Origin of the sequence: Guptibacillus hwajinpoensis (assembly GCF_020524165.1) — a bacterium.
Lineage (GTDB): Bacteria > Bacillota > Bacilli > Bacillales > Guptibacillaceae > Guptibacillus > Guptibacillus hwajinpoensis_D.
Genome location: NZ_JAIVKU010000003.1, coordinates 64,341 through 87,147 on the forward strand (window position 1 = coordinate 64,341; position 22,807 = coordinate 87,147).

A 22,807-nucleotide genomic window follows, 5' to 3' on the forward strand; every position below is an offset into this window, starting at 1 on the left:
ATAAATCAGGGCAGGGGAGTAACCCCTGCCCTTTCCCTATGTATAAAGAACTTTCCATTCCTTCATTAATATAGTCTTTCGGGCAGCGGGCTTTTTTTACTTTCTTGTGCCTCTAGCAACTAATTGTTAAAATAGCTACATAGTATAAAAAATTCTAAGTTTAGTTATACATTAGCACTCTACTGACAACAAAAGAGGAGCGTTTCTATGAAAGCTTTATTACGTAAGATTATACCGAATGGTAACGAGCGTCAGGTTAGCCGATTGCAAAAAATTGCCGATCAAGTGGAGACTTACTCAGATGAAATGAAACAGTTATCCGACGAACAGCTTCGTAACAAAACAGAAGAGTACAAAGAGCGAATTGAAAAGGGAGAAAAGCTCGATAAAATGTTACCGGAAGTGTATGCGACTGTACGAGAAGCGTCAGAACGTGTTCTTGGTATGCGCCCATTTCCAGTACAAATCATGGGAGCAGCCGCTCTACATGAAGGAAATATTGCGGAAATGAAAACAGGTGAAGGTAAAACACTTAGTGCAACAATGCCTGTTTATTTAAATGCATTAACTGGAAAAGGCGTTCACGTCATAACCGTTAACGAATATCTCGCGAAGCGTGATGCTGAAGAAATGGGAGAGCTTTACCATTTTCTTGGTTTAACAGTTGGACTAAACATTAGTGGACTTTCTAAAGAAGAAAAGGCCGAAGCATATGCTGCGGATATTACGTATGGAACAAACAATGAGTTTGGTTTTGACTATTTGCGTGACAACATGGTGCTCTATAAAGAAGAAATGGTGCAACGCCCTCTTCATTATTCCATTATTGATGAAGTGGACTCTGTTTTAATTGATGAAGCAAGAACACCGCTAATCATTTCTGGTAGCGCTGAGAAATCAACGACGCTATACATTCAAGCCAATCAATTTGTGCGAACGTTAAAAGAAGAAGACGACTACAATGTCGATATTAAAACAAAAAATGTTCAATTAACGGAAGATGGCATTACAAAAGCAGAAAAATTCTTCTCCATTGAAAATCTTTATGATTATAAGCATGTTCAGTTAAACCACCATATTAACCAGGCGATGAAAGCGAACTTTATTATGCAACTGGATATGGACTACGTTGTTCAGGATGAAGAAGTGGTTATCGTTGATTCCTTTACTGGTCGTTTAATGGCAGGGCGTCGCTATAGTGATGGACTGCACCAGGCGATTGAAGCAAAAGAAGGCCTGGTCATTCAGCGTGAAAGTATGACGCTTGCAACGATTACTTTCCAGAACTACTTTAGAATGTATGAAAAGCTTTCAGGTATGACGGGTACAGCGAAAACAGAGGAAGAAGAATTCCGTAACATCTACAATATGAATGTTATTGCGATTCCGACGAACAAACCGATTGCGCGAATGGATTATCCGGATCTTGTTTACAAATCAACTAATGGAAAATTCCAGGCTCTTGCTAGAGAAATTGAAGAGCGTCATAAAAAAGGACAACCCATTCTTGTAGGTACAGTAGCCGTTGAAACATCGGAATTAATCTCACAGTTCTTAAAGAAACGTGGCATTCCACATAACATCTTAAATGCGAAGAACCATGCTCGAGAAGCAGAAATTATCGAATCAGCAGGTCAAAAAGGTGCTGTTACGATCGCCACAAATATGGCAGGTCGAGGAACGGACATCAAGCTTGGTGCCGGCGTATTAGAACTTGGTGGTCTTTTCATTCTAGGTACTGAACGTCATGAAAGTCGAAGAATTGATAATCAGCTACGCGGACGGTCAGGTCGTCAAGGTGACCCTGGTGAATCACGTTTCTATATCTCGATGGAAGATGAACTGATGAGAAGGTTCGGTTCAGACAATATGATGAACATGATGAACCGCCTAGGAATGGAAGAGGACCAGCCGATTGAATCGAAGCTCGTATCAAGAGCAGTAGAGTCAGCACAAAAGCGTGTTGAAGGAAACAACTATGATGCACGTAAGCAACTTCTTCAGTATGATGATGTGATGAGACAGCAGCGTGAAATCATTTATGCGCAGCGTGCAGAAGTACTCGAATCAGATAATCTACGTGAAATTGTCGAAACAATGTTAACTTCTGTGATTACGCGTATTGTCGATGCTCATACAGGTGATGAGGACATTCAAGAAGAGTGGGATCACCAGGCAATTCTTGATCATGCCAAAGGAATTTTCCTTCAAGAAGGTCAAGTAACGGTGAAGGATATTAAAGGCCTTGATAAGGAAGAGATTGTTGAACTTCTCGTTGAGAAAATGAAAGTGAACTACGATGAGAAAGAAGCGGCGTTTGAACCAGAACGCATGCGTGAATTTGAAAAAGTGATTCTTCTTCGCAGTGTGGATCGCAAGTGGATGGACCACATTGATGCGATGGATCAACTTCGACAAGGTATCCATCTAAGAGCATATGGACAAAATGATCCTCTGCGTGAATATCAATTTGAAGGATATGAAATGTTCGAAGATATGGTTGCTGAGATTGAAGAAGAAGTAGCTACTTATATTATGAAAGCTCAAATTGAAAGCAATTTGAAGCGAGAAAAAGTAGCAGAAGGAAAGGCAGTTAATCCAAAAGAAGAGGGAAGTTCGAAGCCAAAACCTGTTAAGAAAAAACAGGACATTGGCAGAAATGACCCTTGTCCTTGCGGCAGTGGTAAGAAATACAAGAATTGTCACGGCAAAGTAGAGTAATGCCGGGCAGGTGTTCAAGGATGAACACCTGCCTATTCTATGTAAAATAATAAGGTAGAGGTGCAGATAAATGGAAATGCATGAAATTCGTAGCGAATTAAACACAATTGAAACACGATTAAACGATTTTAGGGGGTCTCTTTGACCTCGAAAATAAGAGAGCTCGTATTGATGAATTAGATATTCAGATGACAGATCCAGATTTCTGGAATGATCAGAACGCTGCTCAGAAGGTCATTAACGAATCCAATGCGTTAAAAGAAGCGGTGAATGAATTCGATTCACTTCAAGAAAGTTATGAGAACTTAGAAGTTTCATATGAATTAGTTAAGGAAGAGAATGATCAAGAGTTGTTTGAAGATCTTGAAGTTGAAATTAAAGATCTCAAAAAAGCGGTGAATCAATTTGAATTAACGCTCCTCTTAAGTGAAGAACACGATAAAAATAACGCCATTCTTGAATTACACCCGGGCGCTGGTGGTACAGAGTCTCAAGATTGGGCATCGATGCTGCTTCGAATGTATACCCGTTATGGAGAGAAAAAAGGATTTAAAGTAGAAACGCTTGATTATTTACCTGGCGATGAGGCCGGTGTGAAAAGCGTCACGCTAAACTTTAAAGGTCATAATGCATACGGGTATTTAAAAGCGGAAAAAGGCGTTCATCGCCTTGTGAGAATCTCGCCATTTGATTCAAGTGGTCGACGTCACACGTCGTTTGTATCCTGTGAAGTGATGCCTGAATTTAATGATGAAATTGAAATCGACATTCGGACGGAAGATTTAAAGATTGATACGTATCGTGCCAGTGGAGCAGGTGGACAGCATATTAATACGACTGACTCTGCTGTTCGAATTACGCACCTTCCAACAAATGTTGTCGTAAGCTGTCAGGGTGAACGTTCCCAAATTAAAAACCGTGAACAGGCCATGAAAATGTTAAAAGCGAAACTTTATCAATTGAAAATTGAGGAACAAGAAGCGGAACTTGACGAAATCCGAGGCGAGCAGAAAGAAATCGGCTGGGGTAGTCAAATTCGTTCTTACGTTTTCCATCCATATAGTATGGTGAAAGACCACCGTACGAACATGGAGGTTGGGAATACTCAATCTGTTATGGATGGAGATCTAGATCCGTTTATTGATGCCTTCTTACGTTCTCGTTTAAATGAGCAAAATTAAGGATAAGCCCTTCTGTTATATAGAAGGGCTTTTTCTATTTCATGAGAGGATAGATGATCTTATGTTTTGAATGAAATAGGGCAAAATAAACCGGAAGACAGAAGCACTTCAACATGATAACGCGCTGCTACAATGCGGTTTACACCCTATAAACCCGGTGATATACTACGAAAGGCTTTTGCTTAGAAAGAAGCAGTGACGAAAATCATCGAAGTAAGTGAGTGAGTAGAGTTATGATAGCAACGTTAGCGAAATTTACAGCAAGAAAAGTTTCACCCTACCATAGGATTCTGGAATATCTAAGCGTTATGGTTGGATCAGCCATTGTAGCGATCGCCTTTAACCTTTTCTTACTTCCTAACAGCATTGCTTCCGGTGGAGTTAGTGGAATTAGTACGATTACAAAAGGCGTTTTTGATTGGAAGCCAGCTTATGTTCAGTGGGCTTTTAACATTCCACTGTTTATTAGCGGATTGATTTTTCTTGGGAAAAAGTATGGTCCAAAAACGTTGGTTGGAACACTTTTCCTCCCATTTGTCGTAAAGTTAACGGAAAATGTTGATCCTGCAACAACAGATCCCTTATTAGGTGCGCTGTTCGGTGGACTTGGTGTAGGGATCGGTCTAGGTATTGTTTTTAGAGGGAAGGCGTCTACAGGTGGTACCGATCTTGCCGCTCAAATTGTGAATAAGTATACGGGAGTCTCGCTCGGAACGTGTGTATTTATGATCGATGGCCTAATAGTCGTGGCCTCCGCCTTTGTTTTTAGCCTTGAAGAAGCACTTTACGCCTTAATAGCGATGTATCTAACAGGAAAAACCATTGATGTGGTTCAGCTAGGTCTTGGATATTCTAAAATGGCACTCATTATTTCTGACAAAGAAGAAGAATTGCGAGAAGGCATTATTACCGTCATTGATCGAGGAGTAACAAGAATATCGGGTCAAGGTGGTTATACGAACGATAAACGTCCTATTCTTATGGTTGTGGTGGCACAAAATGAAGTTACTAAATTAAAAGAACTCGTAAAAGGCGTTGATCCTTCCGCCTTTGTGATTGTCTCGAATGCGACAGAAGTATTAGGAGAAGGTTTTAAAAGAGAATGAGCGGGATATAGTATAGAAAATAAAGTTAAAGGGTGGAGTAAATGAAGACATGGATAGGCATTTTATTTGCAGCTGTATTACTCTTTAGCCTGGTAGCATGTGGTGGAGGAAATAGTGAGAGTGAAAGCAATAATGAAGGTTCTTCCAATAGTACATCAAATGAAAGTACAGAAGAGTCGTCTGGTGATTACGATGCAAAAGCGGCAGAAGCTACATATCAAACAAATTGCTTGAGCTGTCATGGTGAAAACCTTCAAGGAAAAGTAGGGCCTCAAATTTCAGACATAGGATCTCGGTTATCTAAAGATGAAATACTAACTGTGATACAGAATGGGAAAGGTCAAATGCCGGGGAATATCTTGAGAGGCGATACAGAAAAAGAAGAAAATTTAGCAAGTTGGCTAGCGGATATGAAATAATGTGAAGAAGCACTCGATCAGAGTGCTTTTTCATTTGGATTTGAGTTTTTTTGCAAATGAAAAGAAGGCAAGATTGTGTAACAATCTATAAAATGTTAATGGATTATTGCAGAAGATGTCATATAAGGGGATCTTGAAACAAAAATGTAATAAAAATTTGTCTTAAAATAGCGAATTTGTTTGTTATAATATCTTCAGATGTAAAGGAATTAATCAATATACGAACTATCAATAAGAACCTTACTCCTAAGAATTTGCATCGAGAATTTAAGCAAGTAGGAAGTGGTACAATTTGATCGAAATGAAAGATGTTTGGAAAACCTATAGCAATGGCATTAAAGCAATCAATGGAATCGATATTAAGATTAATAAAGGCGAGTTTGTTTACATAGTTGGGCCAAGTGGTGCCGGTAAGTCAACTTTTATGAGAATGATGTATCGGGAAGAAAAGGCTACAAGTGGAACAATCATTATTAACGGTAAAGAACTTGGCAAGTTAAAGAACAAGCATGTACCTAAGCTACGCCGCGAAATCGGCGTTGTTTTTCAGGATTTTAAGCTTTTACCAAGGTTAACCGTTTATGAAAACGTCGCTTTTGCTCTTGAAGTCATCGAAGAAAGCAAAGCAAATACGCGCAAGCGAGTCATGGAAACGTTAAGTCTCGTTAATTTGAAAAACAAAGCAAGGTTCCTTCCTGATGAACTTTCTGGAGGAGAACAGCAGAGGGTTTCAATAGCAAGAGCGATCGTCAATAATCCTCACATTCTACTTACAGATGAACCAACAGGAAATCTGGATCCAGAAACAGCGTGGGGAATTATGGATTTACTTGATCAAATCAACAATCGCGGTACAACTGTTATTATGGCAACCCATAATAAGGATATTGTGAATACATTCAGAAAACGTGTTATTGCAATTGATGGTGGTTTGGTAACCCGTGATGAAGCAAGAGGTGAATACGGGTATGAAAATTAAAACATTTGGTCGTCACGGAAAAGAAGGCTTTAAAAATCTTGGACGAAATGGCTGGATGACATTCGCTTCCATTTCTGCCGTAACGGTTACGCTCCTTCTTGTCGGGGTTTGTCTTGCGCTGCTTCTAAATTTAAATGCATTTGGGGATCAGCTTGAAAGCGATGTTGAAATCAGTGCATTTATTGATTTAACTGCGAAGCAAGATCAGCAGGATGAATTAAAGTCGAGAATTGAAAATATTTCTGAAGTTGAATCTGTTACCTATCAATCCAAAGAAGAAGGATTAGATAATTTAATTGAGAACCTTGGGGATGATGGAGAAGTATTTGAGTCGCTGAAGGATGAGAATCCACTTAGTGATGCTTTTCTAGTTAAAACGAAAGATCCTCAGGATGTCACAGCGGTTGCTGAAGAAATTAAGCAGCTTGAAAACGTTCAGGATGTCGAATTCGCAGAAGATACGGTTAATCGACTTTTTAAAGTTCTTGAAATTGCACGAAATGTTGGACTAGCGCTTGTTGTTGGATTACTATTTACAGCCATGTTCCTCATTTCAAACACAATTAAACTAACAATTGTTGCCAGAAGTCATGAAATTGAAATTATGAAACTAGTAGGGGCGACCAATTGGTTCATTCGCTGGCCGTTTCTAGTAGAAGGGATTTTGATCGGTATCTTCGGATCCATTATCCCAATTGGAATTCTTATATACGGTTATTATTATTTAATTGATCTAATAGCTAACCGTTTTCCGACTTTATTTATTGATTTACTACCGGTTACACCGTTTGTCTATCAGCTATCAGGGTTGTTAATTGTCCTTGGTGTAATTATCGGAGTGTGGGGAAGCCTCACATCAATGCGTAAATTTTTAAAAGTTTAAATCAAAGAATAAGAGATAAATAGTTTGATCTATTTGGGGGAGGAACAAAGATTGAAGCATAAAATAATGGCAACGGCTCTAACACTAACGCTAGGATTAAGTGGACTATCAACTGCAGCACTTCCACAAACAGCGAGTGCGGAAAATCTTGATGACCAACTTAATCATGTAAAAGAAAAGCAATCGTCAAATGAACAAGAGTTGAAGAAAAAAGAATCTGAACTAGCTGAAGTAAAAGCAGAGCAAGAAGACGTTCAAGCCGAAATTGAACAACTTAACAAAGAAGTAGCTGAAACAGACGATAAAATTACTGCAAAAGAAAAAGAAATCAAAGATACCAATGCTGAGATCGATCAACTGAAGGAAGATATCAAAGCATTAGAAGAGCGTATTGCTGAACGTGATAAGTTACTTAAAGACCGCGTTCGTTCCATGCAACAAAACGGTGGCGGAACGGTTGACTATATGGAAGTTCTTCTTGGTGCAACGGACTTTGGAGATCTAGTTGAGCGCGTTCTTGCATTAAATACGATTGCTGATCAAGACAAGAAAATCCTTGAAGAGCACAAAGCGGATAAGGAAGCTGTAGAAGAAAAGAAAGCTCAAGTAGAAGAGAAATTAGCTTCTCTTGAAGAAAATAAAGCCGAGCTTGAGGATCTTAAACAAGAGCTTGATGCTAAAAAAGCACAAAAAGATAAGCTAATGAAGTCCCTTGAAGAAGAAGAAGGCGAACTTCATAATCATATGATGGATTTAAATGAAACAGCAGAGCTTCTTTCGGCGCAAGAAACAGCAGTGAAGCAAGAGATCAAACGTGCTGAAGAAGCAGCTCGTAAAGCAGAAGAAGAGCGTAAGGCTGCAGCTGCTAAAGCGGCAAGAGAAAAAGCCGAAGCTGAAGCGGCTGCTGCAGCAAAAGCGAAAAAAGAATCTACTTCAAGCAAGTCTAGTAGTTCAGCAAGCAGCTCGAACTCAGCGCCGGCACCGGCACCAGCACCAGCTCCTTCTAGTAGTAACGCATCATTCATTAAGCCTGCTGCTGGACCAATCACATCAGGATTAGGACGTCGCTGGGGAACTTTCCACGCAGGAATTGATATTGCACAAGGTGGTCAAAATCCAGTAGTAGCTGCTGCGGATGGAACGGTGTTAAGATCGTATAAATCAAATTCATACGGGAATGTTGTGTTCATCACACATAGCATTAACGGACAAATGTACACAACGGTTTACGCTCATATGCAAAACCGCGCGGTATCAACTGGTCAGTCGGTAAGTCAGGGAACTTATCTAGGTACAATGGGAAATACTGGACATTCTACTGGACAACATCTACACTTTGAAATTCATAAAGGTTCATGGAACTCCAGCAAGTCAAATGCCGTTAACCCAATGAACTACATTCAATAAACTGAACCCTTTGTTTCAACCAATTTATTTCTTTCTCCTCGCATTCTGAGATGGAAACATAATGAAAACAACTGAATCATATAGTACAATAAGATGAAAAGGCATCGCATCGTTATGATGGGGTGCCTTTTCCTTCAAATCAGAAGAGGTGAGTACAATGAAGATACAGGGGAAAGTTGTCGCTTTGCTTGTCGTGATCGCCCTGGTCATCGGTTCAGGTGGTACATATGCGGCATTTACGTTATTTCAGGACGAGCCTGAAGGAAGCGCTCAATCTTTAACTCTTGGATCAGGAAATAAAATAGAGTCAGAAGAATTAACGAAAATTAATAAAGCTTATGAGTTGATCAAAGATCGCTACGTAAAGGATGTTGATCAAAAGGATCTGTTGGATGGAGCCATTAAAGGAATGGTCGATACGCTAGAAGATCCTTATTCTGTGTATATGGATCCTAAAACAGCCGAGCAATTTAGCCAATCGCTTGGTTCCTCTTTTGAAGGAATTGGGGCAGAGGTCAACATGACGGATGGAAGGGTTACGATTGTCTCTCCGTATAAAGATTCTCCTGCGGAGAAAGCAGGCCTGCGTCCGAAAGACAAAATCATGACAATCGATGGCGAAAGCACTGAGGGGCTTGATTTATATGATGCGGTTTTAAAGATTCGTGGTGAAAAAGGAACGGTTGTTAAGCTAGGTGTTCAACGTCCTGGAGCTTCAGAGGTTATGACCGTGGAAGTAACGCGTGATGAGATTCCCATTGAAACGGTACATGCAAAAACAATCGAAGAAAACGGAAAGACAATCGGAGTCTTACAAGTAACGTCCTTTTCAGAAGATACGGCTAAAAGCTTTTCGAAAGAATTAGGAAAACTTGAAGATCAGGGGATCGACGGTCTTGTCCTCGATGTTCGTAATAACCCTGGTGGTCTTTTGAATGTCGTTTCAGATATGGCTGAGGAGCTTATTCCAAATGATAAGCCTTATGTCCAAATTGAAGATCGTGAAGGTGAAAAGCAGGGATCAGTTTCGTCCCTTGAAGAGAAAAAAGACTATCCAATCGTAGGATTGATCGATCGTGGTAGTGCTTCAGCTGCAGAAATCCTTGCCGGTGCACTTAAGGAAGCAGGCGGCTATGATTTAGTCGGAGAAACGTCCTTTGGTAAAGGCACGGTTCAATCGACAGTCGATCTTGGAGATGGCAGTAATATTAAACTCACCATGTTTAAATGGTTAACTCCAGACGGAAATTGGATCCATAAAGAAGGAATTGAGCCAACGGTTGAGGCGAAGCAGCCTGATTATTTCTATGTCAATCCATTATCAGCTGAAAAAACACTAACGTTTGATCAAAACAACGAACAAGTGGAATCAGCACAAGTAATGCTAAAAGGCCTTGGATTTGAACCAGGTCGTAAAGATGGTTACTTCAGTGAAAAAACAGTTACAGCTGTAAAAGCCTTTCAACGTTCGAATGATTTAAATGTGACGGGTAAAATAGACGAAAAAACAGCTCAAAAACTTCAGGAGAAGATCATAGAATCGATTCGTAATCCTGATAACGATGTGCAGCTCGAAACAGCTGTTGAACTTCTTACAAAATAATCGTAAGAAGGAATTGAACGGTTAATGTCGAAGCTATTCCGCAGGAAAACCTGCGGAATTTTTTTCGAATTCCAAACGTAGCAGGAGGTGATGAGCGATCATAACACCGCTGCCTATTAATTTTTTTCCTATTTGTTTAATAAAAATAAATAGGAACTTAAGCATGGAGGATTACTAAATGGACACTATTGGCCTATCATTACTTAAGGGGATAATGAGCTTTTTTCTTCACCCCCTTACGTATATCACCATCATCGGAGCTTTCATACTTGGCCGTTCACGAGTAAAGCGTGACCGAAGAGATTTTCATACTAGAGTTCACGATGTTTTAGACGACGTCGTTTTTGCTGTCGTCCCAAGTTTAATGATTGGAGCTGCCTTTTTACTTCTAAATCTTTTCCTAGGTTTAACAGTTCCTTTTAGTGCGACTGTCGCCATGAGCATTGCGGCACTTTTGCTTTTACTCACAGGTCAGATTCGGTTTTTATCGCCTGCCTTTGTCATGATTCTTCCAGTTTTGGCAGTAATGTTTTACACGCCCATGGACGTTGGTAACGACACACTGAATCAATTACAAAAAGGAATTGGATCGACTTCGTTCATTGCACTTGCTCTCTTAGCTGGGTTTCTTGTTTTTATAGAAGGTTATTTAATTGCCACGAACGCTGGTAAACAGACATCGCCAAGACTTGTAGAGAGTAAGAGGGGCAAAATAGTTGGATCACATGAAATGCAGAGGATATGGCTATTACCACTTTTTCTTTTTCTCCCAGCAGGCAATGTGGAAGCACTCTCGTGGTGGCCGCTTCTTCATTTTGGAGAGCAGACGTATACCTTTCTGTTATTACCCTTTCCAATAGGTTTTCGAAAGCTCATTCATCACGCGCTACCACTCCCTGAAATGAAAACCAATGGGAGACAAGTCGCTCTTAATGGTGCTGGAACGGTAATTATTGGTCTGGCAAGTTATTTTCTGGACAATCAGTGGGTCGCTTTAGCTGCAATTGGATTCGTTATTGTGGGCCGAGCGAGTATTTTGCTTCTTCATCGTGGGAAAAACAAGCCTGCCTATTTCAATGAGCGAAATGAGGGGCTCGTGATTTTGGGGATTCTTCCAGGGTCTCCTGCGGATCAAATGAGCTTACAAGTAGGGGAAGTTATTTCAAAAGTAAATGGCCTTTCGTTAGGAAAAGGCGTGGATTTTTATACAGCACTTCAGCGAAATGCAGCATTTTGCAAATTAGAGGTTCTGGACATTAATGGTGAAGTAAGGTTTGAACAAAAAGCGCTTTACAACAATACCCATCATGAACTTGGTTTATTGTTCGTGAAAGATCATCGCTTTGAGGATCAAGAAGAAGCCCAATAATTAATAAACGTAAAAGAAGAAGGTTTCCGTACCTTCTTCTTTTTTTAGCTCTGGCACGTCGTAAAAAGATGTAAAAAAATCAAACATCTTTTTACGAAAAACCATCTGAATTTCTATGCCGATTTGTTATAGGTTCTATTCAAGAAATATATGGAAGTGAAAAAAACGGCTAAATGCCTGTATGGTTGCGTTTACAGAGATTTTGACAGTCTTGTTCGTATAGAATTCACTTGCTACAATTTGATCATTCTTAACGTAAAGGAGCATGTCATAATGACTGGAGAAACTCAGCTACAGCAGCAATTGATGGATCTCAACGCGAGAGAAATGAAGTTGCTTCAAAAGTTTGAAATAGAGCGCGAAACGATTATGAGTCAAATGAATGGCAGCACTTCGGTAGTAACAGGTCCAACAAAGGAAGTTTTGGAAATTTTAGAGAGGTCACAGGTTGGCATGGGGCCACTGTATCTATCGGATTTACTAGAAAAACATTATGGGATCGCAATTTCGAAGTCATCGGTCTTTAACCTCTTGATGACGCTGGCGGATTCGACAGAATCTCCAATTGTCCGGATTAGTGAAAAATGCTTTAAATATAGTGCTAAAGTCATCTAGGTGTAAAGTGATTGTGCTGTTTGTTATTGATAGAGATGAAACAGCGGCTTTTAAAAGAAAGAGAGTGATTAGAATGAACGATGTATTAGAAAATAACAACATGAAGTCAACGAATGAGTCTAGAACAGCGAAAGCGACAGTCGTAAACCCAACTCATACGAATATTCATGGCACGTTGTTTGGAGGTCAATTAATGGCCTTTATTGATGATGTTGCTTTGATTTCAGCAACTCGTCATTCAAGAAGACCATGTGTGACAGCTTCTACCGATTCAGTCGATTTCCTTCATCCGATTCACCAGGGAGACATCGTCTGTCTTGAATCGATGGTAACGTGGACGCATAAAACATCTATGGAAGTTTTTGTGAAAGCTATTGCAGAGAAAATGTTCACAGGTGAACGTCATGTGTGTGCAACGGCGCTTCTCACTTTCGTTGCTCTTGATGAAGAAGGAAACCCGGTTGAAGTACCAGGTGTCTATCCTGAAACAGAAGAGGAAAAATTCTTGAATGAAACAGCTGCTGAACGTAAAGAGCTTCGTAAAGGAAGAAAAGGCGAGAGTCGAAAGTTAGCACGTGAATTCGGAACGCCAAAACCATGGGATGCTGCTCAATTTACTGGAGTTTAAAAAGATAAAATCCCTACTCATCATAGCTTTCTCTCCCCATCTTGTTGTAAGATGGGGAGAGAAGTGCTTAGAGAGGGGAACTTATTTTTATGCAAGGAATCCTAATTGCTTTATTCGTTCCGGCAATTATCATGGTCGTGTTTACACGAGTGACATATAACACATATGTAAGCTTTGGTTTAACGATTTTATTTATGTGGGCTGTGTTTGGTGGGATCGATCATCCCATTCACTTGATTTTATTAACGGTTCTGTCTTCACTCATAGGTTTTTATTTTTCAAGGCAAACGCAAAAACAAAACAAGAAAAAGATGAAGTAGCGTCTATTCCAAAAAGAATAGGCGCTTCTTTTTCGTCCAATACTGGTAAAGAAAGAGAACAATTAACGTCACGATATAAACGATCAGAAGCAGAAGTCCAGAGGTTGCGTGGTGGAGTAGCTTGAATAAGATACTAATCAGTGTGAAGAAATATAGCGTAGCTAACAATTTTTTCATCATATCCTCAGAGAAGGAAGCTGTCATTTCTGCGCCGAATCGCGCCCCAAGTAATGCCCCAATAACAAGAAGGGTAGCTAGTGTCAGGGGGATAGTGACAGTTTGGATATAGGAGAAGAAGCCTGTTGATACAATGAAAAAGATTGATGTTAGCGATGTGCCAACGGCTAGTCGAGCAGGTATGCGCAAAACGTTGATTAATAATGGCACCATCACAAAGCCTCCCCCTACACCAAGGATGGATGAAATAAACCCACCTAGTAAGCCGATTAAAATAGTTCGAAGAGGGGAAATGGTAGAAGTAACGTGAGCTTGTTTGTTACTCCTGGCTTTTGAAAGCAGCGAAATAGCAAAGTATCCGAGAAGTAACAGATATAAAATAGAGATAACGGTATCGTCGAGGCCATTTTCAGTTAAGTAAAGAACAACTGGCTTAGCCAGCTGTGTGCCAATCATGCCACTGATCGCTAAGAAGACCGTCGTTTTTAGAAGGACATTCTTACTTTTTATGTAGGTAAGTGCACCAGAAATCGACGTACTCATACTGTAAAGTAAACTGATTGTTATGGCCGTTGCTGGAGGATAACCAAGTAACAGGAGGATTGGTGTAAGAAGAAATCCCCCGCCTACACCGAAAAAACCTGAGATTGCCCCAATGGCTAAGCCAGCTGGTAATGCCAATAGAAATAGCAATGATAAAACTCCTTTTTCGTAAAGCCCTTATGTTGAAAGGTAGAGCTAAAATCCAGTCAATCTACCTTTAACAGCATACAACAGTTATTTCAGAAGAGAAATAGCAGCTAAAAAATAAATGCGAATATCAGTTCGCTTTAATTGAAGTTTTCACTAGTATCTGTGCTATAATAAATGACAGGAATGATAGGAACGGAGGCGAAGATGGTGGAGAAAAAATTTGAGTTGGTATCGGATTATGAGCCTCAAGGGGACCAGCCAGAAGCAATTAAAAAGCTTGTGAAAGGCGTGCAACAAAATGAGCGTCATCAAACATTGCTTGGTGCAACAGGAACTGGTAAGACATTTACGATGTCGAACGTCATTCAACAGGTAAATAAGCCAACCCTTATTATTGCGCATAACAAAACGCTGGCAGGGCAGTTATATAGTGAGTTTAAAGAATATTTCCCCCACAATGCTGTGGAATACTTTGTGAGTTATTACGATTACTATCAGCCGGAAGCGTACATACCACAATCGGATACGTTTATAGAAAAAGATGCGAGTATTAATGACGAAATTGATAAGCTTCGTCACTCGGCAACGTCCAGTTTGTTTGAACGAAATGATGTTATTATCGTTGCCAGTGTTTCATGTATATATGGTCTAGGTAATCCAGAAGAATATAAAAGCCTTGTACTCTCCCTTCGAAAAGGGATGGAAAAAGATCGTGATCAGCTACTACGAGATATGGTCGATATTCAATACGCACGCAATGATATTAATTTTACACGCGGTACATTTCGCGTTCGGGGAGATGTTGTGGAGATTTTCCCTGCCTCTCGCGATGAGCATTGCATTCGTATTGAATTTTTTGGTGACGAAATTGATCGGATTACAGAAGTAAATTCGTTAACTGGTGAAATTCTTGGAGAGCGAGAGCACGTGGCTATTTTCCCGGCCTCTCACTTCGTAACCCGTGAAGAAAAGCTGAAGATCGCTATTCAGCGCATTGAAGCTGAACTTGAAGAGAGACTGAAAGTGTTAAATGATGAAGGAAAACTTCTGGAAGCACAGCGACTTGAACAGCGAACAAGATATGATATTGAAATGATGGCTGAGATGGGGTTTTGTTCAGGAATCGAAAACTATTCGCGTCATTTAACACTCCGTGAAGCGGGGGCAACGCCTTATACGTTAATGGACTATTTTCCAGATGATTTTTTAATTATGGTTGATGAGTCACATGTTACGCTTCCCCAAGTAAGAGGAATGTATAACGGTGACCAGGCAAGAAAAGGAGTTCTAGTCGATCATGGCTTCCGACTACCATCTGCGAAAGATAACCGCCCACTTCGTTTTGAAGAGTTTGAAGAGAAGGCTCATCAATTTGTCTATGTTTCGGCGACTCCTGGGCCATATGAAGAAGAGCACTCCACTCAAGTTGTGGAGCAAATCATTCGTCCTACAGGGCTTCTCGATCCTACAATCGAAATGCGTCCAATTGAAGGGCAGATTGATGATTTATTAGATGAGATTAATCAGCGATCGGCTCGTAATGAACGTGTGCTTGTCACTACTCTTACGAAAAAAATGTCAGAAGACTTAACGGATTATTTACTTGAAATGGGGGTAAAAGTACGTTACCTGCACTCTGAAATAAAAACGCTTGAACGAATTGAAATCATTCGTGATCTACGCTTAGGTGTATTTGATGTTTTAGTTGGAATCAACCTTCTTCGAGAGGGACTTGATATTCCTGAAGTGTCACTTGTGGCCATTTTAGATGCAGATAAAGAAGGTTTCTTAAGGTCCGAACGTTCCTTGATTCAAACAATTGGCCGTGCCGCTCGTAATTCAAGCGGACATGTTATTTTATACGCTGATAAAGTAACGAACTCAATGGAAATTGCGATGAATGAAACAAGTCGCCGACGCGAAATTCAGCAGGAGTATAATACAAAATATGGCATTACGCCAACGACAATCCAGAAGAAAGTTCGTGAAGGGATACGAGCAACCATTGCTGCTGAAGAAGGCGAAGAGTATACAGTGCCTAAGCAAGGGAAAATGAATAAGCAAGAACGTGCAAAAGTGATCGAAAATGTTGAAAAAGAAATGAAGGACGCTGCGCGAGACCTTAACTTCGAACGTGCTGCTGAACTTCGTGACCTATTACTAGAGCTTAAAGCGGAAGGATGACGAACAAATGGCAAACGATGAGATCGTCGTCAAAGGGGCAAGAGCCCATAATTTAAAAAATATCGACGTGACAATCCCGAGGGATAAACTGGTGGTAGTCACGGGTTTATCCGGTTCAGGAAAATCGTCCTTGGCTTTTGACACGATATATGCTGAGGGGCAACGTCGCTATGTGGAATCTCTGTCAGCCTATGCTAGGCAGTTCCTTGGGCAAATGGACAAACCGGATGTAGATGCAATTGAAGGACTATCACCCGCCATCTCGATTGATCAAAAAACAACCAGTCGCAACCCACGGTCAACTGTGGGAACGGTAACGGAAATCTATGATTACCTTCGTCTATTGTTTGCAAGAATTGGCCGACCAGTTTGCCCACGTCACGGTGTGGAAATTACGTCACAAACGATTGAGCAAATGGTCGATCGCATTCTAGCATACGAAGAGCGGACAAAATTACAGATTCTTTCTCCTGTTGTTTCAGGACGTAAAGGTGAACATGTGAAAGTGCTTGAAGATATTAAGAAGCAGGGCTATGTTCGCGTGCGCGTTGATGGTGAAATGATGGAAGTAGCGGATGAAATATCGCTTGAGAAAAATAAAAAGCATTCCATCGAAGTTGTGATTGATCGTATTGTTGTGAAAGATGGTGTTCAATCGAGACTAGCAGATTCACTTGAAACGGCCCTTAATCTTGGAGGCGGTCAAGTGATCGTTGATGTGATGGGCCAGGAAGAACTTCTTTTTAATCAGCATCATTCATGTCCCTACTGTGGTTTTTCAATTGGGGAGCTAGAACCAAGATTATTTTCATTTAATAGCCCATTCGGTGCTTGTCCTTCTTGTGATGGTCTGGGACTGAAGCTTGAAGTAGACCTTGATCTTGTTTTACCGGATTGGGATAAATCACTACGTGAACATGCACTCGCTCCATGGGAACCTGTTAGTTCAAACTATTATCCACAGTTACTTGAAAGTGTGTGCAATCATTTTGGTATTGATATGGATACTCCTGTCAAAAACATTCCTAGATCGCAGTTTGATAAAGTGCTTTACGGCAGTGATGGGGAAAAAGTTTATTTCCGTTATGAAAATGATTTTGGTCAGGTGCGCGAAAACAATGTTCCTTTTGAAGGTGTCATTCCAAACGTAGAACGCCGTTATCGTGAGACAAGCTCTGACTATATTCGTGAGCAAATGGAAGCGTACATGGCACAAAAACCATGTCCTACATGTAAGGGATATCGATTAAAGAAAGAAGCACGCTCTGTTTTAATTAACGGCAAACACATCGGGGAAGCAACCGAATATGCCATTAAAGATGCAGCAGGCTTTTTCGATGAATTGGAACTAACAGCTAAAGAAGCGACAATCGGAAAAATGATTTTACGAGAAATTCAGGATCGCCTTGGATTCCTTGTTAATGTTGGTTTGGACTATTTAACACTTAATCGTTCAGCTGGGACGTTATCGGGTGGAGAAGCACAACGCATTAGACTCGCGACTCAAGTAGGCTCACGTTTAATGGGAGTCCTGTATATATTAGATGAGCCTTCGATCGGTCTGCATCAACGAGATAACGATCGCTTAATTTCAACTCTTGAAAGTATGCGAGACCTCGGGAATACGCTTATTGTCGTCGAACATGATGAAGATACAATGTTAGCTGCTGATCATATTATTGATATCGGTCCTGGTGCAGGGGCACACGGTGGTTATATTACATCAGAAGGATCACCTGCTGAAATTATGGATGATGAGGATTCGTTAACTGGAGAATATCTCTCTGGTAAGAAATTTATTCCTGTGCCGACGGAGCGTCGAAAGCCTGATGGCAGATACATTGAAATTGTTGGAGCAAAGGAAAATAACCTTAAAAATACGAAAGCAAAAATTCCAATTGGTTTATTTACTTGTGTCACTGGTGTTTCTGGATCTGGTAAAAGTACGTTGATTAATGAAATTCTGTATAAAGCACTTGCTCAAAAGCTTCATAAAGCAAAGGATAAGCCTGGAGAACATAAGAAGATCAACGGGCTTGAACATGTGGATAAGGTGATTGATATTGATCAATCTCCAATTGGCCGCACGCCTCGATCAAACCCGGCTACTTATACAGGTGTATTTGATGATATTCGTGATGTTTTTGCCCAAACGAACGAAGCAAAGGTGCGAGGGTATAAAAAAGGAAGGTTCAGCTTTAATGTCAAAGGCGGCCGATGTGAAGCCTGTCGTGGTGACGGAATTATTAAGATTGAAATGCACTTTTTGCCTGATGTTTACGTTCCTTGTGAGGTCTGTCATGGGAAACGCTATAATCGAGAAACGCTGGAAATTGAGTATAAAGGCATGAATATTGCTGATATCCTTGAGATGACGGTAGAAGATGGTCTTGATTTCTTTAAGAACATTCCAAAGATTAATCGAAAACTTCAAACCCTTTACGATGTGGGCTTAAGTTACATCAAACTTGGCCAGCCAGCTACGACGGTTTCAGGTGGAGAAGCTCAGCGTGTGAAGCTCGCTTCGCAGCTCTACAAGCGTTCTACAGGGAAGACGCTTTATATCCTTGATGAACCGACGACTGGATTGCATGTGGATGATATTTCTCGTTTACTAGAAGTTCTTCAGCGGCTCGTAGAGAATGGTGATTCTGTCTTAATTATTGAGCATAATTTGGATGTGATTAAAACAGCTGATTATCTCATTGATCTTGGACCTGAAGGTGGAGATGGTGGTGGTGAAGTCATAGCTACTGGGACACCAGAAAAAATCGTAAAAGAAGAGCGGTCTTACACGGGAAGCTACCTTGCGCCAATTCTTGAACGAGATAAAAACCGGATGAAGAAAAAGTTAGAGCAAACACAATCCGTATAATTTGAAGAGACAGCGATTCGCTGTCTTTTCGTTTTTTCTTTCCCCATTTTGAAACTTTCTTTTTGACGAATCGTATAGATAGGTAGAGAATATTGAAAGGGGAAGCAATCATGTCTGTAGAAAAAGTAATGTCCTCCCTTTGTTATTTTAGTGTTTTCTTCGCACCGTTTCTTTTCCCGATCATTGTCTACTTTGTTGTGAGGGATGAGGAAGTTTCTTATCATGCGAAGCGCTCGATTGTTTCTCATCTCCTTCCGTTTCTCACAATCATTTTGGCGCTTTTAGCCATTTTTGTGATGGATGTAGGTGTGGTGATCATTTTGGGTTTTATCTTGTTTAGTTTACTTAATGTTGTGGTTTTTATCTGGAACATTGTAAAAGGAATTCAGGTTCTCCGCTGGTAATCAATCAAGTTGTTTACATCAATTAAAAAAGGAGATGTTTTGAATGAATGAAGAACGTAGAATGATTCTTAAAATGATTGAAGATGGCAAAATTTCCGCTGATGAAGGTGCAAAACTATTAAAAGCGATTGGAACAAGTGAATCAGAGGAACCGAAGCGTGAGAAGTCAACAGATTCTCATACAGATCGAACGGCTCCTGGATATAAAGTTGGCCAATTTGTAGAATCTCTTATTCAAAAAGTAAAAGATATGGATCTTGATTTTAACTTTGGTTCATCTGAAGAAGTCTCTCACGTTTATGAACAGTTAGAAGTGACGCCTGATACGCTTGATGTACATGTGCGAAATGGCGAAATTACCTTTCAAACATGGGAACGCAACGATGTGAAAATCGACTGTCGTGCGAATGTTTATCGTGTCTCAACGCAAAAAGATGCCATGGATAAGCTGTTACGAGAAACTTACTTCGCTGTAGATAATGGGAAAATGACGTTTAAGTCAGAACGTGCAGATGTAAAGGTGAATCTGGTTATTTATGTCCCTGCTTCTGAGTACGAGGGAGTGTGGATTACCACGTTTAATGGAGATGTTACAGGAGAGAGTGTCACATCGGCGAAAGCCAAATTAAAAACAGCAAATGGTAAAATCGGTATTCGAAAATCTTCTGTAAAAGTACTTGAAGCTGAAACGGGTAATGGTGCCATTGTTGTTGAAGACTCAACTGGAGAAGTTTGTGAGCTCGAAACAGCTAACGGTCCTATTACAATTGATGGCACCTTTGTTGAAACAGAAGCGCAATCAATGAACGGAACCATTCGCCATACGTTAAAGAATGCCGTAAGCGGTAGCGCAGATTTTAAAACCGTCAACGGGACGATTCAAATTGTTGTTCCGAAAGGCATGAACCTTAAAGGAGATCTTAAATCGACGATTGGAGCGATTACAACAGATCTTGATCACATGAGTATTCTTCGTGAGAAAAAAGAAATTTCTCATCGTTTAAAGAAGTTTAGAACTGAAGAAGATTCGGAGCACAACTATCGCATTGAAGCCAATTCAACAGCTGGTTCGATTTCGGTTTCCTATCTTTAGAAGTTCGAATAAGGGGTAAAGAAACGCTTATACTAAAAAGGTCAATGGATAAGGAGGGGTATGATGCGACACTGGCTTTTAAGTTTGTTTGTCAATAGCGTCGTATTAATGGTAGTAGCAGGCTATTTTGATGGTTTTTTTATTCAAGGGCTCGGGTCTGCCATTCTCGCGAGCGTTATCCTTTCGCTTGTGAATGTGTTTATTAAGCCGGTTTTAATCCTGCTTACCCTTCCTGTTACCATCCTAACTCTAGGTTTGTTTCTTGTTGTGATTAATGCCATTACGCTCATGATTACAGCAGCGTTAATGGGAGAAGCTTTCGTCATTAATGGATTTGCGATGGCTCTTCTTGCAGCGATCGTAATCGGGTTCTTAAATTTATTAATTGATAAGGTCATTATTGAACCTTTACGTCATAAAGCCTAAAAGCACGCTCTCTACTGGAGAGCGTGTTTTTTTATGCAATCCACTTCCAAGCTGTAACCCTCCTCCTCTGATGGAAGTTTCCATTAATTCTGGTATGATAAAAAGAAAAGGAGGGATGATCCATGACGTTTCATAACCAAAGCATCCTGCCGGCGGTAAGAAAAATGCGCGATTTTGAAATTTTATTAAATAGCAAGTATACCTATATTGTGCTTTTAGATACGCATATTGGACAATTGAAATCAGTCATTAGGGAGGGGAATCGAGCTGGTAAAAAGATTTTACTTCACGCTGACCTTGTTCAAGGATTACGAAATGATGAACACGGTGCTGAATTTCTTTGTCAGGAAGTAAAGCCAGCGGGCCTTATCTCAACAAGGTCCAGTGTGCTTGGAGTCGCTAAAAGAAGAGGTATTCTCTCTGTGCAGCGCTTGTTCATGCTCGATTCAATGGCGCTAGATACGAGCTATAGTATGGTGAAAAACACGAAGCCAGATTGTGTCGAAGTGTTACCAGGCATTATTCCACAGGTGTTCGAAGAGCTTCATGAGCAAATTAAAGTTCCCATCTTCGCTGGTGGGTTTATTCGTTCGGTTGAAGACGTAGAAGCCGCTTTAAGTGGTGGAGCTGCGGCGGTCACAACTTCTAAGAAAGAGCTATGGAAACATTTTCAACCGGATTGAAACCTCTTGACATCGCTTACATAAGTCTGGTTAAATAAGTATTAGGTTAATAGCTCGTGCCTGAGATGAGGAGAACCACACACCAATCCTGTCATTTGATAGGAGAGATTGCTGTGGTTTTTTTTAATTTTCCTTTTAGAATGAAAGAAAAAGGGAATAGACTCAGAGAGGGGTTTTAACTAAACTCAGGAGGAAGGTGTTTCGTTTTGTCCCCATTTATCGGTGAAATATTAGGTACAATGATTTTGATTATATTTGGTGGTGGTGTTGTTGCAAACGTTAACTTAAAAGATTCGAAAGCTCAAGGCGGGGGATGGATTGTGGTAGCCCTTGGATGGGGGCTTGGTGTTGCGATGGGTGTTTATGCAGTTGGTCAAGTGAGTGGCGCTCATTTAAACCCTGCTGTAACATTAGGATTAGCGGCAGTAGGCGATTTCCCGTGGAGTGATGTACCAGGCTACATAGTAGCACAAATGATTGGGGCATTTCTCGGAGGCTGTATCGTGTATTTTCATTTTCTTCCTCATTTTCGTAGAGAAGAAGATAAAGCGCTTAAATTAGCGGTGTTTTCTACTGATCCTGCCATTCCGCATACGTTTAGTAACTTTTTAAGTGAGTTTATTGGAACAGCGATGCTTTTGATTGGGCTTCTTGCGATTGGTTCGAATGATTTTACTGACGGATTGAATCCTTTTATCGTTGGTTTTCTAATTGTGGCGATTGGACTTTCCCTTGGTGGTACGACGGGTTATGCGATTAACCCTGCTCGAGACCTTGGTCCAAGAATCGCTCACTTCTTCTTGCCTATCCCAGGCAAAGGGGATTCAAATTGGCGATATGCCTGGATTCCGGTTCTCGGTCCTGTTTGCGGTGGAATGTACGGTGCCATTCTTTTTAAAGCGGTAACAGAAGCGACTTATAGCCTTGTTTTTTGGGTGTCTACTATTGTAGTAGCGATTTTATTTGCTGTTCTTTATCAACTTAGTGACAAACTTCAAGATACAGTTCATGCTTCATCTGAAGCGAAAAATTAAGCATTTA

Annotated in this window: 20 protein-coding genes; 19 read left to right on the forward strand and 1 reads right to left on the reverse strand. The window is 40.5% G+C overall.

The features are described 5' to 3' along the window. Nucleotides 1-207: 207 nt before the first annotated feature. The 12 genes from secA to LC090_RS03635 all read left to right on the forward strand — a co-directional run bounded on the left by secA (nt 208) and on the right by LC090_RS03635 (nt 13,231). Nucleotides 208-2,721, forward strand: coding sequence for a preprotein translocase subunit SecA (secA, locus tag LC090_RS03580; protein WP_226655369.1), 2,514 nt, complete (start codon nt 208-210; stop codon nt 2,719-2,721). A 70-nt stretch (nt 2,722-2,791) separates the two neighbouring features. Next, nucleotides 2,792-3,902, forward strand: a protein-coding gene (prfB, locus tag LC090_RS03585) for a peptide chain release factor 2 (protein ID WP_226655371.1) whose coding sequence is annotated in 2 segments (ribosomal slippage) — nt 2,792-2,863 and nt 2,865-3,902 — 1,110 coding nt in all. Because the reading frame shifts where the segments join, the coding sequence is not laid out codon by codon here. Between the two features lie 233 nt (nt 3,903-4,135). Continuing rightward, nucleotides 4,136-5,008, forward strand: coding sequence for a YitT family protein (locus LC090_RS03590; RefSeq protein WP_226655373.1), 873 nt, complete (start codon nt 4,136-4,138; stop codon nt 5,006-5,008). A gap of 41 nt (nt 5,009-5,049) precedes the next feature. Further along, a complete protein-coding gene (locus tag LC090_RS03595) occupies nt 5,050-5,427 on the forward strand; it encodes a c-type cytochrome (protein ID WP_226655375.1) in 378 nt (125 codons plus the stop codon). Nucleotides 5,428-5,719: 292 nt separating this feature from the next. Beyond that, the gene (gene ftsE / locus LC090_RS03600) at nt 5,720-6,406 is read left to right on the forward strand and encodes a cell division ATP-binding protein FtsE (RefSeq protein ID WP_226655378.1); all 687 of its coding nucleotides are present in this window, start codon (nt 5,720-5,722) and stop codon (nt 6,404-6,406) included. Then, nucleotides 6,396-7,289: a permease-like cell division protein FtsX gene (ftsX, locus tag LC090_RS03605; RefSeq protein WP_226655381.1), complete on the forward strand. Its 894-nt coding sequence runs from the start codon at nt 6,396-6,398 to the stop codon at nt 7,287-7,289. Before ftsE ends, ftsX begins: the two co-directional genes overlap by 11 nt. A 51-nt stretch (nt 7,290-7,340) precedes the next feature. Then, on the forward strand, nt 7,341-8,696 hold the full coding sequence (locus LC090_RS03610) for a murein hydrolase activator EnvC family protein (protein ID WP_226655384.1): 1,356 nt from the start codon (nt 7,341-7,343) through the stop codon (nt 8,694-8,696). A 157-nt stretch (nt 8,697-8,853) separates the two neighbouring features. Then, on the forward strand, nt 8,854-10,299 hold the full coding sequence (locus tag LC090_RS03615) for a S41 family peptidase (protein WP_255647956.1): 1,446 nt from the start codon (nt 8,854-8,856) through the stop codon (nt 10,297-10,299). Between the two features lie 178 nt (nt 10,300-10,477). After that, on the forward strand, nt 10,478-11,668 hold the full coding sequence (locus tag LC090_RS03620) for a PDZ domain-containing protein (protein ID WP_226655387.1): 1,191 nt from the start codon (nt 10,478-10,480) through the stop codon (nt 11,666-11,668). Nucleotides 11,669-11,941: 273 nt separating this feature from the next. Further along, complete coding sequence (locus tag LC090_RS03625; RefSeq protein ID WP_226655390.1) at nt 11,942-12,283, forward strand: hypothetical protein; 342 nt, start codon at nt 11,942-11,944, stop codon at nt 12,281-12,283. A gap of 73 nt (nt 12,284-12,356) precedes the next feature. Continuing rightward, complete coding sequence (locus LC090_RS03630) at nt 12,357-12,911, forward strand: acyl-CoA thioesterase (RefSeq protein WP_226655393.1); 555 nt, start codon at nt 12,357-12,359, stop codon at nt 12,909-12,911. Between the two features lie 89 nt (nt 12,912-13,000). Beyond that, nucleotides 13,001-13,231, forward strand: a complete 231-nt coding sequence (locus tag LC090_RS03635; RefSeq protein WP_226655395.1) for a DUF2198 family protein — start codon at nt 13,001-13,003, stop codon at nt 13,229-13,231. A gap of 3 nt (nt 13,232-13,234) precedes the next feature. Here the strand turns inward: LC090_RS03635 and LC090_RS03640 are convergent, their stop codons facing one another. Beyond that, a complete protein-coding gene (locus LC090_RS03640) occupies nt 13,235-14,101 on the reverse strand; it encodes a sulfite exporter TauE/SafE family protein (protein WP_226655398.1) in 867 nt (288 codons plus the stop codon). A 207-nt stretch (nt 14,102-14,308) separates the two neighbouring features. Between LC090_RS03640 and uvrB the strand changes: the two genes are divergently transcribed. The 7 genes from uvrB to LC090_RS03675 all read left to right on the forward strand — a co-directional run bounded on the left by uvrB (nt 14,309) and on the right by LC090_RS03675 (nt 22,800). After that, the gene (gene uvrB, locus LC090_RS03645; RefSeq protein WP_226656561.1) at nt 14,309-16,285 is read left to right on the forward strand and encodes an excinuclease ABC subunit UvrB; all 1,977 of its coding nucleotides are present in this window, start codon (nt 14,309-14,311) and stop codon (nt 16,283-16,285) included. Nucleotides 16,286-16,292: 7 nt separating this feature from the next. Beyond that, a complete protein-coding gene (gene uvrA / locus LC090_RS03650; RefSeq protein WP_226655400.1) occupies nt 16,293-19,160 on the forward strand; it encodes an excinuclease ABC subunit UvrA in 2,868 nt (955 codons plus the stop codon). A gap of 110 nt (nt 19,161-19,270) precedes the next feature. Beyond that, complete coding sequence (locus tag LC090_RS03655) at nt 19,271-19,564, forward strand: DUF4870 domain-containing protein (RefSeq protein ID WP_226655402.1); 294 nt, start codon at nt 19,271-19,273, stop codon at nt 19,562-19,564. Nucleotides 19,565-19,607: 43 nt separating this feature from the next. After that, nucleotides 19,608-20,657 (forward strand): DUF4097 family beta strand repeat-containing protein, encoded by a 1,050-nt coding sequence (locus LC090_RS03660; protein WP_226655404.1) that lies wholly within the window; start codon nt 19,608-19,610, stop codon nt 20,655-20,657. A 63-nt stretch (nt 20,658-20,720) separates the two neighbouring features. Then, entirely contained in the window at nt 20,721-21,083 is a 363-nt protein-coding gene (locus tag LC090_RS03665) for a phage holin family protein (RefSeq protein ID WP_226656563.1), read from the forward strand. Between the two features lie 122 nt (nt 21,084-21,205). Next, nucleotides 21,206-21,766: a glycerol-3-phosphate responsive antiterminator gene (locus LC090_RS03670; RefSeq protein ID WP_226655406.1), complete on the forward strand. Its 561-nt coding sequence runs from the start codon at nt 21,206-21,208 to the stop codon at nt 21,764-21,766. A 206-nt stretch (nt 21,767-21,972) separates the two neighbouring features. Beyond that, entirely contained in the window at nt 21,973-22,800 is an 828-nt protein-coding gene (locus tag LC090_RS03675) for an MIP/aquaporin family protein (RefSeq protein WP_226655409.1), read from the forward strand. Nucleotides 22,801-22,807 lie beyond the last annotated feature (7 nt).